The sequence below is a fragment of the Paenibacillus sp. B46(2026) genome (genome assembly GCF_056786355.1).
In genome coordinates this window covers 69,936-85,741 of sequence record NZ_CM165907.1, presented here as the reverse complement: position 1 = coordinate 85,741, position 15,806 = coordinate 69,936, and the positions used below count along the sequence as shown (strand labels likewise).

Below are 15,806 nucleotides of genomic sequence, written 5' to 3'. Positions count from 1 at the left end.
CGAAGCTTATCCGTTTCGCTTGCCGCACCGTATATACCGTGTTTTCTTGGCCGGAATTAGAATATACCATCTACAGATCTACATTGCAAGTCTTTTTTTGAACCTATATTAACATTCGGGTTGATCTCATCCGGACGTACATACGGTAATCTCCCTATTTAGCGAGTTCGTATGCACATCCGTCTATCTTATTATTGTTTAACATTCCCGACTGGAACCTTTCGTGGCCATAGACTATAGCTAAAGCTTATCAAAAAATCGATACCGAGTATCATTCCCCACACTTTAATCAGATTATAGAAGACGTCTGTACGTTCAGCATCACCAATCCACCATATCATGGCGAATAGAAATGCACTTCCTATAATCCAAGCCAATAGATGTCTAAACCATCCACTACGCTCACGACTCGCATGTTCTCTGCCATATAACTTGTTGCTGCGAGGATTCTCTCCACCCTTGAACCAATATAGAAAATATCGATCCGCCCAAGCGATCATCTGATGGCCATAAGCAATGCTTACTCCTATATACACCGCAGCAATACCATGAATCATGCTTGCTGTAGCTCCTCGCTGCAGATCCATAACTGTAGCTACCAACAATAACAGATCGACAACCGGCGTCGCCATTAACAAACCGATACCTAACCGCTTCATGCCAAGAAGATACCTGACACTCAGACCCGCAAACACAAACACCCAAAAGGCAATCTCACAACCTATAATGAAATAACCAATCATCTCAGCCCCTCCTTTTATGATACAAATGTATTAAATATAATTTAGCACGTTTGTATTATAATAATCAACAGTGATATAATACACTTATGCCTAAAATTGTTGATCACGATAAACAGCGTATGCTCGTAGCCGAGGCAGCATGGCGTATTATACGAAGAGATGGCATGGAACAAGCCTCTGTTCGGAATATCGCTGAAGAAGCTGGAATTTCGGTCGGTTCGATGCGTCACTACTTTTCTACTCAGTCGGAACTACTACTATATGCCATGAATCTGGTATCCGAACGGGTATCACATCGAGTCCAACAAATGTCCTTTACCGGCTCTCCCATGGACAATATGAAATGCCTATTGCTCGAATTCTTACCAAACACGGAAGAAAAACTGGCCGAAATGGAGGTGTGGTACGCTTTTACAGCCAGATCGAAAACCGACCCCACACTGAAAGAACTTGCTAATACCGTGTATGATGAACTTAGACAAGCTGTAGGTTCTGTTATCACCTACCTGATTAAGCTCGGTCTCTCCAGACCTGATCTGGACAAAGAGCTGGAGATCGAGAGATTGTATGCACTGGTGGATGGCTTAGGCATACATACCGTGCTTAGACCGGATCAGATGAATGGCAAGCTCATGGACGATGTTCTCACTTTGCATCTTGCTTCCTTGTGTCGTTAAACAAAAAAAAAAAAACGCAGTAACATACGTTGTGACTAAGGCCTTCTACGATAACAGGAGTTAGTCACAACGTATGTCTGACGGTTTTCTTTTTATCCGATAATGATCCGGCCCTCCGGATGACGATACAGTTTCTTCTCTTTGCGCGGACGTAGGGCATACGCGATAGTTAATGGCCCAATCCGACCTACAAACATGGTAAAGGTAATAATGATTTTTCCCCAATTGGTCAATTCATGAGTGACTCCCACGGAAAGCCCCACGGTACCAATTGCCGATGCAGCTTCAAACATCAGTGAAAGGAATGGCGCATCCTCTGTCGTAAGCAGGAGCATCACCACGATCATGAATATGATCAGAGAAACCATGATAATGGTCAATGCTCTCATAAGAAGCTCCTTCGGAACACGTTGGCGAAAAAAGACGATGTCCTTATTCCCCCGAATCATGGCATACACTGCACCAATCATAATCAGGAATGTAGTCGTCTTGATTCCGCCCCCGGTCGATCCCGGTGAAGCTCCAATAAACATCAACAGGATGAAAAAGAACTGGGTAGCCTGCCTCATCTCCGTGATATCGATTGTACTTGTTCCGGAAGAACGTGTAGAGACAGACTGGAAGAAGGATGCATATATCTTCTCGCTCCAGGTGAGCGAAGCCAGCGTATGTCCATTGGTGAATTCGAAAACAAACAACACAATCGCTCCTATACCGATCAGCGCTCCCGATACAGCCAGCACCAGTTTGGACTGCAGGGACAGGCGACGGCGTTTGCGATACTCAAACAGGTCATTCAATACAACAAATCCGAGTCCACCAGAGACAACGAGCACAGAAGCGGTCACATTGAATATCCAGTCTCCAGTGTAGTATTGAAAGCTATTGCCAAACAGATCAAATCCGCCATTATTAAACAGTGAAACGGAATGAAATATTCCATAGTATACAGCCTGACCAAATGGCATCTCCGTTGCCCAACGTAGCGCCAGTATGACAGCAGCCACCCCTTCAATGGTAACAGAGAAAATCAACACCTTGCGGATAATGCGTACAATCCCCTCCATACTATCTGCATTTATGGCTTCTTTGAGCAATAGCCTGTCCTTGAGCGAGATTCGCTTACCCAATACTAGCGCAAAGAGAGTAGCCATAGTCATGAAGCCGAGTCCACCGAGCTGCATTAACACCATAATGACGATCTGACCAAACAAATTAAACGTCGTCCCTACATCCACAACGACCAATCCAGTCACACATGCCGCAGAGGTTGATGTAAAGAGCGCGTCAATAAAAGCCAAATGCTCACCGCTTTGGTTAGAGATCGGCAACATGAGAAGCCCTGTTCCAATCGCAATAATAAGCAAAAAACCGCCGACCAGGATTAATGGAGGGGATAAGAATTTGGCAAAGTGAAGCCTGAACTTCATGAAGGGCACCTCTTTTAACAAAATACGAACAGGTTAAACTAAATAAATCCGCCTATGTAAACCTAAAGAGGAACTTGCCCCAGCATCATACTGAACGGCAGGTTCCTCTTCTATTATGAACGATCATACGTTCCTTATTTTAATCTTGCGTACGAGGGCGCATGTGCGGGAAGAGCAGTACGTCACGAATCGAAGGAGAATTGGTCAGCAGCATGATCAGGCGATCAACTCCGATTCCAAGTCCACCTGTCGGTGGCATACCATATTCGAGTGCACGGATGAAGTCGTCATCCATCTCATGAGCCTCGTCGTTCCCATGCTCTTTCTCCAGCATCTGTGCTTCAAAGCGCTGGCGCTGATCGATCGGATCATTCAGCTCTGTGAACGCATTCGCATGCTCGCGTCCAACGATGAACAACTCGAAGCGATCCGTGAAGCGCGGGTCTACGTCGTTTTTCTTCGCCAGAGGTGAAATCTCAAGCGGGTGTCCCGTAATGAAAGTCGGTTGAATCAACGTCTCTTCCACAAACTCTTCAAAGAACGCGTTCAAAATATGACCGAATGTCATATGTTTTTCAACCGGAACTTTATGTTCCTTCGCCAAGCTATGTGCTTCCTCATCCGTCATGTGTACGGAGAAGTCTACGCCCACAACTTCCTTAACTGCATCCACCATCGTAACACGACGCCACTGCGGTGTAAGATCGACTTCATAATCTCCATACTGGATCACTTGCGTACCCAGTACTTCCTGGGCAATATGAGCAACCAGGTTCTCCGTCAATTGCATAATGTCCTTGTAGTCGGCATATGCCTCATACAATTCAATCATCGTGAACTCCGGATTATGACGTGTGGACATACCTTCGTTCCGATATACACGACCGATTTCGTATACCTTCTCCAGTCCACCTACAATCAGACGTTTCAGGTGAAGTTCAATCGCAATCCGCATGTACAGTTCCATATCCAGCGCATTATGATGCGTGATGAATGGACGTGCTGCGGCTCCTCCTGCAATGGTATGCAACGTAGGTGTTTCCACTTCCAGATATCCAAGGGAATCCAGGTAACGACGCATCGATTGAATGATTTTGGAACGTGCGATAAAGGTCTGTTGTACGTCCGGGCTCATGATCAGGTCAACATAACGCTGACGGTAGCGCAGCTCTACGTCCGTTAGACCATGGAATTTATCCGGAAGCGGATAGAGCGATTTGGACAACACTTCAAGATCTGTAACTTTGACAGAAGTTTCACCTGTTTTGGTCTTAAAGATCACGCCAGTTACCCCAACGATATCGCCAAGGTCCAGCAAGGTGAATGCCGCATACTTGTCTTCAGACACGGTATCCTGACGAACATAGATCTGGATTCTGCCGCTCAGGTCCTGAATATGTGCGAAGCTTGCTTTACCCATTCCCCGCTTCGCCATAATCCGTCCGGCAATACTGACTTCGATGTGCTTCTCTTCCAGCTCTTCCTTGGTCAGTTCTTCATACTTCTTCAGAATGGAGCCGGCTTCTTCGGTACGTACGTATTTTTGGCCAAAAGGGTCGATTCCCAATTTGCGGAGCTCGTCCAATTTGTCACGGCGAATTTGTAAAAGCTCGCTAAGTTCGGTTTCCTGATTCAAGACTTCATCCGTCATGATCTGTATTCATCTCCTTATTTGCATTGCAGGCATCCCGTGAGGACACTCTTCCTCAAATGTTGAAAAAGCTTCCCTAGGGAAGCTTTTGTTTACCGTGCCCAACTGCTTCGTTACTATAGCTTTTTAATATCTACAATTTTATATTGAATTACGCCAGCAGGCACACTTACATCAACAACTGTACCATTTTTCTTGCCCAGGATCGCTTTACCAACAGGGCTTTCGTTTGAGATCTTGTTCTGAAGCGGGTTAGATTCAGCAGAACCTACAATTGTATATTCTGTGATATCACCAAATTCCAAATCTTCCACAGTAACTGTTGCACCTACACTCACGACATCGGTGTCAATCTCATCACTGTTAATAATGCGTGCATTCCGAAGCATTTTCTCCAAAGTAATAATACGACCTTCAATGAAAGCCTGTTCGTTCTTGGCATCTTCGTATTCAGAGTTCTCACTGATATCTCCATACCCGATGGCTACCTTAATCCGTTCAGCCACTTCGCGGCGCTTCACTGATTTCAATGTTTCCAATTCTTCTTCCAGCTTCTTGAGTCCTTCTGGTGTAAGGATAACTTCCTTGTCGCTCATCTCAACCGATTCTCCTGTCATGGGAATAAATTTGATTGTACGGCAACGGAATCAGTGCTTATTACAGAGCTCCGCCCGCATACATCTTCAAAACTATATGAAGTTCTCCAGAGAAATAGAATATTCCTCCTGATGCAATAGCCTTATTAACGCACATGGCGAATTTATACTGAGAAATTATAGGGGAACGATCTTGAAAAGTCAATGTTACGTCCCCTATAGCTGTAAACGTTTTAAAGATGCGTCTATGATTAAGATGCATTTCCGGCGATTACCGGTTCTGATTCCAAATTACCTTCGCTTTTCAGCTGACCCACAAAGTTCTCCAGAATCTGTACCATCTCATCCCGCTTGGTACCTTCCATAATAACGTCCTTGATGCGAGCAGATCCTTTCAAGCCTTTCAAATACCAAGCCAGATGTTTACGCATCTCGCGTACGGCAACCGTCTCATTCTTCAATGCGATCAGGCGATCCATATGCAGGATGGCAACACGAATCTTCTCTTCGCCATTCGGGTCAGGAAGCAATTCACCCGTGCTTAAGTATTGAATGGTACGATACAGCATCCATGGATTACCCAGGGCGGCACGACCGATCATAACTCCGTCACAACCCGTTTCATCCAGCATACGGCGTGCATCCTCTGGTGTATGGACATCGCCATTGCCGATCACTGGAATAGAAACAGCCTCTTTTACATCCTTGATGTGTGACCAGTCAGCTGTGCCTGTGTATAGTTGCTCACGCGTACGGCCGTGTACACTTACCGCCTGTCCACCAGCACGTTCAACCGCGAGCGCATTCTCAACTGCGAAGATATGCTCGTTATCCCAGCCAATACGCATCTTGACCGTCACTGGCTTATCAACTGCGTCCACTACAGCGGATACCATCTCGTAGATTTTGTTTGGATCAAGCAACCAACGCGCACCCGCATCACATTTCGTCACTTTTGGCACAGGGCACCCCATGTTGATGTCGATGATGTCTGCATTGGTTTCTTGGTCCACGATTTTGGCTGCTTCTACGAGGGAATCACGATCTCCCCCAAAAATCTGAAGGCTGAGCGGTTTCTCACGCTCATCTACAAACAGCATCTCACGTGTGCGCTGGTTGCCATGCACGATGGCTTTGCCACTTACCATCTCCGCGCATACGAGGCCTGTTCCGAATTCTTTTGCGATCAAACGAAAAGCCGGATTACATACGCCAGCCATCGGCGCAAGTACGACCTGGTTTTTCATTTCAATGCCACCAATGTTAAGCACGGTAGTCGTTCCACTCCTTTTTTAATTCTGTATAAATCAACGATTAAAGATCGATTAGTGTCTTTGTTGTTGTAACATGACGAAAACGAAACGCTCCTACCTGCCCTGTAACTCCTCGATACTGATTGCCAGCACTCCAGCAATTCGATCCAGCTCTTGCTGTGATACCTTACGGTTTCCCCGCTCAATGGTTCCCAGAATGGCTAGCGAGATGCCTGTCTCTGCAGCAAGTTCATGTTGTGTTAAACCTTTCAGCTTCCGGAATGCCCGGATTCGATTGGCCAATTGCATGTTTTCCAAAGCTGTATTCCATCCTTTCCATCCAGTACAGACAACGATGAGTGTACAAAGGTATACAAACCTGACTCCTCGCCCTCCGGCACGATATCCGACAGCGGCACCAGCACAAAGGCCCGTTCACCCATACGGGGATGAGGCAATTGAAGTAATTCAGTATCTCGCGTCTCACCGTGCATCCAGAGCAAATCCAGATCAACGGTACGCGGTCCCCAGCGAATATCACGAACACGTCCGAGCCGGTTCTCGATATCCAGTAATTCCGTGAGCAACTGCTCCGGTGTCAGCATCACCTGTACGGCGACTGCCATATTCAGAAACGCAGGCTGATCTACATATCCTACAGGCTCCGTCTCATATAGTGCAGAACAACGCAGAACGGATATATGAGGGTGTTCATCCAGCAAAGACAATGCTTCAAGCAGCGTCTGTTCCCGGTCACCCAAATTGGCCCCTAAAGCAATATAAGCCTCTGAAGATTCAGAGGTCGAATGTGCAATCATGATCGGTTCTCACTTTCTTGTGCGGCGAAGCTCTACCGTTACGCCCTCAAAATGAATATCGAATGGCGGATGTGGCTTCGTCACCTTGACTGTCAATGCATTGATAATAGTATAAGTGTCTAGTAAAGAAGATGCAATATGTTCGCCCAAAGCTTCAATTAACTGGAATGATTTATTCTCCACAATCTGTTTTACCAGCTCATGGATCTCCGCATAATTAATCGTTTTGGTCAGATCATCGTTGCGTCCAGCCTCACTGAGGTCCATATCAATCTCCAGATCAATATAATACCGCTGCCCCAGCTTCCGTTCTTCTGCAAAAACGCCATGATATCCGTAATACTCCATACGGTGCAATACCATTCTATCCATACGATCCGCCTGCCCTCTATATATATTGAAATAGTCCTCTATTTGAAGATATCTTTTTGCTTTGCCTTTGAAAAACGTTACGCTTCCACTAGACGGGTCACTCGGACCCGCCAGCATTATTTCCTCCGTAGACCCGGAGAAGCATATAACATGGCATCGCACATGTCTGCCGTCCGCCGAATCAGCTTCACATCGTGAACCCGAACCATCTGGCAGCCTTGGGCGATGCCAAATGCAACGGTCGCAGCCGTTCCTTCCAGCGCATCATCCGCACCAACATCCAGGGTGTTCTGGATGAATCTTTTGCGCGAGGTGGCTAGCAGAACCGGGTAACCCATTTCATTGAGCAAACCGAGAGATGACATGAGCGCCAGATTTTCCTTTATATCCTTCACAAAACCAATACCCGGGTCCATGATAATCTGATCTGCTTTCACGCCGGCTTCCAGCGCAATCTGTATACTCTCCTGCACATCGCTGACGACATCACTTAAATAATCGGTGTAATTCCGATCCTGCCGATTATGCATCAGAATGATGGGACACCCCAGTTCCGCTGCTGTACGAGCCATGTCTGGGTCGGCCTTTGCACCCCACACATCATTAATGATATGGGCACCGGCCAGAATGGCCTGACGCGCAACATCGGCTTTATACGTGTCTACCGATATCGGAATATGCGGGGCTTGCTGATGCAATGCTTCAATAACAGGAATAATCCGGCTAAGCTCTTCATCGGCGTTGACAACCTCTGATCCGGGTCGGGTAGACTCCCCGCCGATATCAATCAGGTCCGCCCCGTCTTCCATCATCTGCTTGGCATGGGCAACCGCCCGCTCCACGTTGGTATAACGTCCACCATCCGAGAACGAGTCAGGCGTGACGTTAAGAATGCCCATAATCTGTGTTCTTGCACCCAGCTTCAACTCAGCTGGCCCCCATGCATATTTTCGTTCATAGATGATCGGTGTGAGTGTCATGAAGTATACCCCGCTTTCTGCCGGTACATACCCAGAAGGACTGCTGTAACTGGGCCTATATGTCCGTTGCTTATTGTCGTTTCTGCTCCGCCCCGATCCCGCAGAGTCGTAACCGGAACCAATTCTGCAACAGAGCCTGTTAGAAATATTTCATCTGCTTGAAGGAGGTCCTCCCAAGTAGCTAGGGTTTCGATGCAGGCGAATTCTTGCTGAGAGGCAATCTCCATTACCACAGCTCTAGTGATGCCCGGCAGAATGCCGGTTGAGAGCGCTGGCGTGTAGAGCACTTTTTCCCGTACCCAAAATACATTGCTGACGATCCCTTCCGCTATATAACCATCCCGGGTTAATTGTAACCCTTCCGCACCCTGTACATACTGCCCGTACCCGTTCAGCTCCCGTTTCGCCAGAATACTGTTCATGTAATGCAGTGACTTGAACCGCACTTCTCCTTCGGGTGTGTTGCGTGGCGTAGACAACCGTTGAAGTATTTTGCCGCTCTCATATAAAGAGGGAGAAGGTTCAGGTAATGCTTTTGCCAGTACGATATGATTTGGCTTCGAATAGTCACCAGAAGGTAAGCCTAGCGGTGCTTCACCTGCTGATACTGTATAACGCACGTACGCATCCTGGAGTCCGTTCGCATGCATCAACCGTTGAATCCAATCCGTCACCTCTGCCGCGGTCGTTGTAAAAGGAATGCCCAGTTCCTCACAACCTGAAGCCATACGCTCCAAATGCCGTTCCAGCAAATAAGGGGCGCCCTGATACGTTCGAAACGTCTCAAACAATCCAAGTCCGTACAAAAAGCCGTGATCCGTTACAGGAACCACGGCCGCCGCCATATTGACCAACTCTCCGTTTATCGCGGCATATTGCATGTTATACCTTCACTTGTTGGGACAAGAAGTTGCGAAGCATCTGATGTCCGTGGTCTGTAATAATGGATTCCGGGTGGAACTGAACACCTTCAATCGCATATTCTTTGTGGCGCAGACCCATAATCTCACCTTCAGCTGTCTCCGCTGTAATCTCCAGGCAGTCAGGCAAGCTGCTACGCTCCACAATCAGGGAGTGATAACGGGTAGCTGTAAAGGGAGATGGCAATCCGGCAAATACCGATGTTCCATTGTGGTGCATCTCGGATGTTTTGCCGTGCATCATGCGCTCCGCACGAATGACATTACCGCCAAACGCTTGTCCAATGGACTGATGACCCAGACACACACCAAAGATCGGGATGCTTCCTTTGAAGTGATCGATGACTGCCAGGCTAATGCCCGCTTCGTTCGGTGTACACGGGCCCGGAGAGATCAGAATATGATCAGGTGCCAGTGCCTCTATACCTGCCAGATCAATCTCATCGTTGCGGCGAACTTCCACCGTCTCACCCAGTTCACCCAGATATTGAACCAGGTTGTACGTGAAGGAATCGTAATTATCGATAACCAGTATCATATGCCTGCTCCTCCTCATCTTCCGTCAACGCAAGTGACGGTTGCTTCATTTTAATTTATTTTAACAGCTTCGTTCGTTCCGCTTGGTCTTGTTCGACAGCTCTGTTCGCTTCCGCTTCCTCGCTGTAGTTCACAGCTCTCATCATCGCTCTTGCTTTGTTGCGGCATTCCTTGTATTCCCGATATGGATCGGAATCAATGACAATCCCTGCACCAGCCTGTACATAGCCAATACCATCCTTGATGGCAAGCGTACGAATGACAATGTTCAATTCCATATTCCCACTGTAATCCATCCACCCGATGGAACCCGTATAAGGTCCACGCCGAACAGGCTCAAGCTCCTCAATAATCTCCATGGTGCGGACTTTGGGCGCTCCTGTAATCGTTCCACCCGGGAATGTCGCAGCAATCACATCAAATACCGATAACCCTTCTGCCAGCCTGCCTTCCACTTGAGAAACGAGATGCATGACATGGGAATACTTCTCGATGGTCATCAATTCAGGCACATGAACCGAACCGTAAGCTGCAATGCGTCCGATATCGTTACGTTCGAGATCGACGAGCATAATATGCTCCGCCCGTTCCTTCTCACTGCTGAGCAGTTCATCCGCCATAGCCTTATCCTCTGCTTCATCACGGCCCCTTCTTCGGGTCCCTGCGATGGGACGTGCACTGACTTTGCCATTCTCCACCTTCACCAGAAGTTCAGGAGATCCGCTTACCAGTTGAAAATCAGGACTGCGCAGCATGGCCATATATGGTGATGGATTCACTAAGCGCAGCCATTCATAAATATGCTCAGCACTCGAATGAAGCCGTTTTTCTTGTCTCAAGGACAGATTCACCTGGAACACATCACCCTGCCTGATATATTCCTGTACCGTGCGTACAGCTTGTTCGAAGTCCTCCTGTGGAAAGGAGGTTTCCCACCCTTCGGATTCCCTTTCCGCATCTTCTGGCTGCGGGGTGCGATTGACCCGCTTATTGCGACGTTCCAGTGCCTGTTGTTGTTCCTCGGCCTGTGCAGCCCCCATAATATGAAGCCAACGTTGCTGCATCGCTGTCGCTCGTGCTTCTGCCGCTGCATATAGGCTACGGATATCGGTTTCGTTCTGATTAGGCTCTATAGCCAGATGAACCATGCAGAAAAGTGCCTGTTGATGATGGTCGTACGCCCATATTTCTTCAAAACGCATCCACCAATAATCCGGCAGAGCCGGATTATCTTCAGCCAAGACTGGAAGCTTCTCCAATGATCTTGCTACATCGTAGCTGAGATAACCTGCGTATCCACCCCCAAAGTCTGGAGCCCCATTAACCTTGGGTGCGCTATACGGGGCAGTCCATCTCTTCAATACATCAAGCGGCTTGCCGCTGTCCGTCGAGGTGGTTCCTTGCGTCATATCATGAATAATCGCTTCCTGACCCTTACCGGAAATCACGGAAACGGGGTCTAGCCCCAGAAATGTATATCTCCCGCCTTTGCCATTCTCCAGCACAATTGCATATGGTGACGCCTGCTGCCAGGCTGCCTCCCACGATAACGGTAAACCGCCATGATACGGCCCCTCATCCGACTTCGTGATATAGGGCATCATGGTCCAGCCTTGTCCAGCCCATTCCAGCCAGTCAGCGTATGTTGTCATCAGGTGTGTCATTGCGGTGTGCCGCCCTCCATCTGTCGCTAGTTCTATTGTCTGATAGTATACTAAAGCGCCGCCCCTTTTAAAAGCATTACACCAAAAATCCTCCATACCCGTCGTGCGGGCAAGGAGGATTAATTTTAACATTTATAGGCTTAGGCTTCGAAGTTGTAAAGTGGTGTGCTGAGGTAACGTTCGCCATTACTTGGCACGATTACGACAACGCGTTTGCCTGCACCCAGCTGTTTTGCAACCTGAAGACCTGCGCGGATCGCTGCACCGGAAGAGATCCCGGACAGAATGCCCTCTTCCTTCGCTACCTGACGAGCCGTCTCGAATGCATCATCATTCTCAATGTGAATGATCTCATCATAGATCTCCTGATCCAGAATCTCAGGGATAAAGTTGGCACCAATCCCCTGAATCTTATGAGGTCCTGGTTTGCCACCCGCCAGAATTGGCGAAGCTGCTGGTTCAACTGCAACAATTTTAACGCCAGGGAAAGCTTCTTTCAGCACTTCACCTGTACCTGTGATTGTTCCACCTGTACCGATTCCTGCAACAAAAGCATCCAACGTACCACCCACAGATTGGATCGCTTCAACAATCTCAGGGCCAGTCGTTTCACGGTGGATCTTCACGTTGGCTTTATTTTTAAATTGCTCTGCCATGAAATAGGATGGATTTTCCTTCAACAATTCTTCGGCTTTTTTAACAGCACCATTCATACCTTCGGCTCCCGGTGTAAGTACAAGCTCAGCACCATATGCACGAAGCAAGTTGCGACGCTCCAAGCTCATCGTCTCAGGCATTACAATAACAGACTTGTAGCCTTTGGCTGCAGCCACCATCGCGAGTCCAATTCCCGTGTTACCACTTGTTGCTTCGATAATAGTATCACCTGGTTTCAGCTTGCCTTCTTTTTCCGCTTCTTCCACAATACTAATTGCGATACGGTCTTTCACGCTTGAACCTGGATTCTGATACTCCAGCTTCACGAGTATTTCAGCACTGCCTTCAGGTACAATACGATTCAGACGAACAAGCGGAGTACCTCCGATGAGTTCTGTTACGTTATTAACTACTTTAGCCATATGAATGCCCTCCTTAGTGGGATGAGTAATACTTAAGTCTGTTACTTTATACTGTGCGGCCGATAGCCTCTGGATGTTATAGAAGAACTGCGGAAATCCTGTTAATCCAATCCCTTGCTGATAAGATTTCTAGACAGGGCGGAGGTTTCCGAAAGTTTCTTTGTTCATAAGTAAATCTTTTATATCCGAGTAAACGAGTGGGTATTTGATTATTTTCATCTTATCAACGTTAACCCTTATTGTCAATATGAGTACTCAAAAAAATACTCTGCCTTAGGCCCTAGGACCGCAGACAGAGTACTTTTATCAAGATGCAGCAGTACGAGACAATCCTTGCGAATGGAATTCAGGAGGCAGGAATCTCGGACAGGATCACGGCTTCATACTTGTTACGCAGCATTTGCTCCACCTGCGGTAACGGATCAGCCTGACTCAGAGCCAGCTGCATTCGAATTTCCTCACGAACTTCTTCAGCCGATTGCACTTGGCGTTCTTCTATATCATTGAGTCTGATAATAACATAGCCTTCCTCTACTCGAACTGGACCGGCAATATCGTCAACATCCAGTTCCGCAGCGAGTTGAAGAATTTCTTCAGGCTGGAATGGATCATTCCGTTCAATCCATCCCAGCCTCCCACCAGCATCACGAGAGAAGCTGTCTGTCGATAGCCTGCGAGCAGCTTCTTCAAAGTCTTCACCATTTTCCAACGCATCCAGTAAGGAATCCGCTTCCTCTTCTTCCTTCACTACGATGATGGACAAATCATATTTCTCAGGAGAAACGTAATCCTCACGGTGTTCGGTCCAGTAATGCTCAATATCTGCATCTTTGATCTGTATGCCGATCGTGGCAATTTTCTCAAGCAGCAGCCTGTATCCGGCTTCCAACTCAAGCTCCTGTTTTGACAGGCCTAATTGGGACTTCATTTCGTCAAAATACGATTTTTCTGAATCGTACCCCTCCATCCCGGCAGCCAGTTCCCTTGCGATCTCTTGGGGAGTGACGATCAGCTTGCGTTCAATTGCTTCGGCATATACAGCTTTACGATTCAGCATCTGGAGTAACAACTCACTGCCGTAACGTTTTTTCAGCGCGTCGGTCCACTCCTTGTCCGTGATGACTTCTCCGTTGATTGTCGCTACGGTGCTTCCTTCTTCCGTATTGGCATCATGGGATGCATCTGCCTCATCTTTGCCCTGTCTGAGACCATGCATAGCCATCACCGTACCCATGACCAGCATGCCCAGCGTCAAGACAATTACAGCCGTCCACAACCCTTTTTCCTGTCTTGTCATTCCGCATCCCGTCCCCGCATAGATCAGTTCTTGGCTTGCTCTAGGATGGTCTCAAGTTGTTCTTTGTTAAACTCGTAAGCTTCATTACAGAATTGGCAAATCACTTCAGCTCGGCCCTCTTCTTCAATTAGCTGTTCCATTTCGGATTGGCCCAAGCTGATTAACGTCTTCTCTACCCGCTCACGTGAACACTCACAGCTAAATTGAATATCCAACCCTTCCATCACCTGGACATCTGGCAGTAACCGGCGAAGCAACTCTTCCAGCTCAAGTCCCTGATCCAGCAACGTCGTCACTGGCGGCAACGCGCCAATGGCATTTTCGATCGCCGTGATCTCTGGATCTGTCAAACCCGGCAACAGTTGCATAATGAATCCACCTGCGACAATAACGGAATTATCCGTATCGACGAGTACACCTACCCCTACAGCAGAAGGTGTCTGCTCCGATTGGGCAAAATAGTACGTAAAGTCTTCGCCAAGTTCTCCTGAAATAATTGGCACACTGCCACGGTATGGCTCTTTCAGTCCCAAATCCTTGGTTATGTTAATAAAACCTTCGGTTCCAACCGCGCCTGCTACGTCCAGTTTGCCCATACTATTGCTTGGCAGATGTACGTGTGGATTAGAAACATACCCCCGCACCTCGCCTTTGGCATTGGCATCGGCTACAATCTGTCCAATTGGACCATCTCCGTTGACTTGTATCGTTAGCTTTTCATCACCTTTGAGCATTGCACCCATAATGGCCGCTGTTGTAACCGTACGCCCCATGGCAGCTGTAGCCGTGGGAAACGTATCGTGTCTTCTGCGTAGTTCCTCAACCAGTTCCGTAGTCTGGACAGCAAAGGCTCTTACCTTTCCATTCATTGCTGTACCACGAATTAACCGATCATGCTTGTTGTTGTTTTCCAAGTCATTCAGCCTCCTTTGGCGTATCGCCATAATAGTCGTAACACAGAAAAAAACGGCACAACACTTAAGCTGTAATCTCAGCCCGCTGTATGCCGTCTCTAAGCTCACCTTTCCCGGTTCCGCTCATATATAATACGCAGCCCTTCAAGCGTAAGCAGCGGATCAACTTCCTCTATACTACGGGTTTCTTCTGCAATCAGTGTAGCGAGACCACCCGTTGCAATAACTCTGGGCCTGGCTCCCATTTCTTCGCGAATACGCTCTACAATACCATCTACCTGCCCTGCATAGCCAAATATAATGCCTGCTTGCATCGCATGAATAGTATTACGACCAATCACCTTCTTGGGTTTCTCCAGCTCAATACGAGGCAGCTTGGATGCCCGCTCATATAGCGCTTCGGTGGCAATGTGAATGCCAGGTACAATAGCTCCCCCCAGGTAATGACCTTTCTCGTCAATACAGTCAAAGGTCGTCGCAGTACCAAAATCGACCACGACGAGAGGGCCGCCATACTTCTCAACGGCTGCTACTGCATTAACAATACGATCTGCACCCACTTCACGTGGATTCTCATATCGCAGGTTCAGGCCGGTTTTGATACCAGGCCCAACGAGTAACGGTTTTTTGCCTACATATTTCTCACACATCGCTTCGATTACATTCACCAGTGGCGGAACCACAGATGAGATGATGACACCTTCGATGTCACTTGCCCTGATGCCGGACATATGAAATAAATTATAAATCAATACGCCGTATTCATCCACTGTTGACTGACGGGATGTACTCAGACGAAAGTGGTGCAGCAATTCCCGGCCTTGATATACGCCGAGCACCATATTGCTGTTCCCCACGTCTACAACTAGAATCAA

At 47.7% G+C, this 15,806-nt stretch carries 17 protein-coding genes; 1 reads left to right on the top strand and 16 read right to left on the bottom strand.

Going from position 1 to position 15,806, the window contains the following annotated elements:
* Positions 1–191: 191 nt before the first annotated feature.
* Positions 192–743, bottom strand: coding sequence for a hypothetical protein (locus AC1S8V_RS00405; protein ID WP_482072021.1), 552 nt, complete (start codon positions 741–743; stop codon positions 192–194).
* An 86-nt stretch (positions 744–829) separates the two neighbouring features.
* Here AC1S8V_RS00405 and AC1S8V_RS00400 point away from each other — a divergent pair, with 86 nt between their 5' ends.
* A complete protein-coding gene (locus AC1S8V_RS00400) occupies positions 830–1,420 on the top strand; it encodes a TetR/AcrR family transcriptional regulator (RefSeq protein WP_482072020.1) in 591 nt (196 codons plus the stop codon).
* Between the two features lie 92 nt (positions 1,421–1,512).
* Here AC1S8V_RS00400 and AC1S8V_RS00395 read toward each other — a convergent pair whose 3' ends face one another.
* From AC1S8V_RS00395 to AC1S8V_RS00325, 15 genes are all read right to left on the bottom strand, one after another.
* The gene (locus AC1S8V_RS00395; RefSeq protein ID WP_482072019.1) at positions 1,513–2,850 is read right to left on the bottom strand and encodes a TrkH family potassium uptake protein; all 1,338 of its coding nucleotides are present in this window, start codon (positions 2,848–2,850) and stop codon (positions 1,513–1,515) included.
* A gap of 139 nt (positions 2,851–2,989) precedes the next feature.
* Positions 2,990–4,501 (bottom strand): lysine--tRNA ligase, encoded by a 1,512-nt coding sequence (lysS, locus tag AC1S8V_RS00390; protein ID WP_482072018.1) that lies wholly within the window; start codon positions 4,499–4,501, stop codon positions 2,990–2,992.
* Positions 4,502–4,617: 116 nt separating this feature from the next.
* On the bottom strand, positions 4,618–5,097 hold the full coding sequence (gene greA / locus AC1S8V_RS00385) for a transcription elongation factor GreA (RefSeq protein ID WP_076216743.1): 480 nt from the start codon (positions 5,095–5,097) through the stop codon (positions 4,618–4,620).
* A gap of 251 nt (positions 5,098–5,348) precedes the next feature.
* Positions 5,349–6,368, bottom strand: a complete 1,020-nt coding sequence (gene dusB / locus AC1S8V_RS00380; protein ID WP_482072017.1) for a tRNA dihydrouridine synthase DusB — start codon at positions 6,366–6,368, stop codon at positions 5,349–5,351.
* A 96-nt stretch (positions 6,369–6,464) separates the two neighbouring features.
* On the bottom strand, positions 6,465–6,659 hold the full coding sequence (locus AC1S8V_RS00375; protein WP_440131322.1) for a helix-turn-helix domain-containing protein: 195 nt from the start codon (positions 6,657–6,659) through the stop codon (positions 6,465–6,467).
* On the bottom strand, positions 6,620–7,168 hold the full coding sequence (gene folK / locus AC1S8V_RS00370) for a 2-amino-4-hydroxy-6-hydroxymethyldihydropteridine diphosphokinase (RefSeq protein ID WP_482072016.1): 549 nt from the start codon (positions 7,166–7,168) through the stop codon (positions 6,620–6,622). The genes AC1S8V_RS00375 and folK overlap by 40 nt, the downstream gene beginning before the upstream one ends.
* Before the next feature lie 9 nt (positions 7,169–7,177).
* Complete coding sequence (gene folB, locus AC1S8V_RS00365; protein ID WP_062838071.1) at positions 7,178–7,540, bottom strand: dihydroneopterin aldolase; 363 nt, start codon at positions 7,538–7,540, stop codon at positions 7,178–7,180.
* Positions 7,541–7,656: 116 nt separating this feature from the next.
* The gene (gene folP, locus AC1S8V_RS00360) at positions 7,657–8,520 is read right to left on the bottom strand and encodes a dihydropteroate synthase (RefSeq protein WP_482072015.1); all 864 of its coding nucleotides are present in this window, start codon (positions 8,518–8,520) and stop codon (positions 7,657–7,659) included.
* Positions 8,517–9,401, bottom strand: coding sequence for an aminotransferase class IV (locus AC1S8V_RS00355; protein ID WP_482072014.1), 885 nt, complete (start codon positions 9,399–9,401; stop codon positions 8,517–8,519). The genes folP and AC1S8V_RS00355 overlap by 4 nt, the downstream gene beginning before the upstream one ends.
* 1 nt (position 9,402) lies before the next feature.
* Positions 9,403–9,978, bottom strand: a complete 576-nt coding sequence (pabA, locus tag AC1S8V_RS00350; protein WP_036606106.1) for an aminodeoxychorismate/anthranilate synthase component II — start codon at positions 9,976–9,978, stop codon at positions 9,403–9,405.
* 55 nt (positions 9,979–10,033) lie between these two features.
* Positions 10,034–11,641 (bottom strand): anthranilate synthase component I family protein, encoded by a 1,608-nt coding sequence (locus tag AC1S8V_RS00345; protein WP_482072013.1) that lies wholly within the window; start codon positions 11,639–11,641, stop codon positions 10,034–10,036.
* Between the two features lie 140 nt (positions 11,642–11,781).
* On the bottom strand, positions 11,782–12,720 hold the full coding sequence (cysK, locus tag AC1S8V_RS00340) for a cysteine synthase A (protein ID WP_482072012.1): 939 nt from the start codon (positions 12,718–12,720) through the stop codon (positions 11,782–11,784).
* A gap of 346 nt (positions 12,721–13,066) precedes the next feature.
* Complete coding sequence (locus AC1S8V_RS00335; protein WP_482072011.1) at positions 13,067–14,017, bottom strand: peptidyl-prolyl cis-trans isomerase; 951 nt, start codon at positions 14,015–14,017, stop codon at positions 13,067–13,069.
* A 23-nt stretch (positions 14,018–14,040) separates the two neighbouring features.
* Positions 14,041–14,961, bottom strand: coding sequence for an Hsp33 family molecular chaperone HslO (hslO, locus tag AC1S8V_RS00330; RefSeq protein WP_482072010.1), 921 nt, complete (start codon positions 14,959–14,961; stop codon positions 14,041–14,043).
* A gap of 74 nt (positions 14,962–15,035) precedes the next feature.
* Positions 15,036–15,806, bottom strand: coding sequence for a type III pantothenate kinase (locus AC1S8V_RS00325; protein WP_482072009.1), 771 nt, complete (start codon positions 15,804–15,806; stop codon positions 15,036–15,038).

Bases quoted from the DNA above. Each gene is read 5' to 3' on its own strand.
- AC1S8V_RS00405 (WP_482072021.1), bottom strand. From the start codon at position 743: ATGATTGGTTATTTCATTATAGGTTGTGAGATTGCCTTTTGGGTGTTT.
- AC1S8V_RS00400 (WP_482072020.1), top strand. From the start codon at position 830: ATGCCTAAAATTGTTGATCACGATAAACAGCGTATGCTCGTAGCCGAG.
- AC1S8V_RS00395 (WP_482072019.1), bottom strand. From the start codon at position 2,850: ATGAAGTTCAGGCTTCACTTTGCCAAATTCTTATCCCCTCCATTAATC.
- lysS (WP_482072018.1), bottom strand. From the start codon at position 4,501: ATGACGGATGAAGTCTTGAATCAGGAAACCGAACTTAGCGAGCTTTTA.
- greA (WP_076216743.1), bottom strand. From the start codon at position 5,097: ATGAGCGACAAGGAAGTTATCCTTACACCAGAAGGACTCAAGAAGCTG.
- AC1S8V_RS00375 (WP_440131322.1), bottom strand. From the start codon at position 6,659: ATGCAATTGGCCAATCGAATCCGGGCATTCCGGAAGCTGAAAGGTTTA.
- folK (WP_482072016.1), bottom strand. From the start codon at position 7,168: ATGATTGCACATTCGACCTCTGAATCTTCAGAGGCTTATATTGCTTTA.
- folB (WP_062838071.1), bottom strand. From the start codon at position 7,540: ATGGATAGAATGGTATTGCACCGTATGGAGTATTACGGATATCATGGC.
- folP (WP_482072015.1), bottom strand. From the start codon at position 8,520: ATGACACTCACACCGATCATCTATGAACGAAAATATGCATGGGGGCCA.
- AC1S8V_RS00355 (WP_482072014.1), bottom strand. From the start codon at position 9,401: ATGCAATATGCCGCGATAAACGGAGAGTTGGTCAATATGGCGGCGGCC.
- pabA (WP_036606106.1), bottom strand. From the start codon at position 9,978: ATGATACTGGTTATCGATAATTACGATTCCTTCACGTACAACCTGGTT.
- AC1S8V_RS00345 (WP_482072013.1), bottom strand. From the start codon at position 11,641: ATGACACACCTGATGACAACATACGCTGACTGGCTGGAATGGGCTGGA.
- cysK (WP_482072012.1), bottom strand. From the start codon at position 12,720: ATGGCTAAAGTAGTTAATAACGTAACAGAACTCATCGGAGGTACTCCG.
- AC1S8V_RS00335 (WP_482072011.1), bottom strand. From the start codon at position 14,017: ATGACAAGACAGGAAAAAGGGTTGTGGACGGCTGTAATTGTCTTGACG.
- hslO (WP_482072010.1), bottom strand. From the start codon at position 14,961: ATGGCGATACGCCAAAGGAGGCTGAATGACTTGGAAAACAACAACAAG.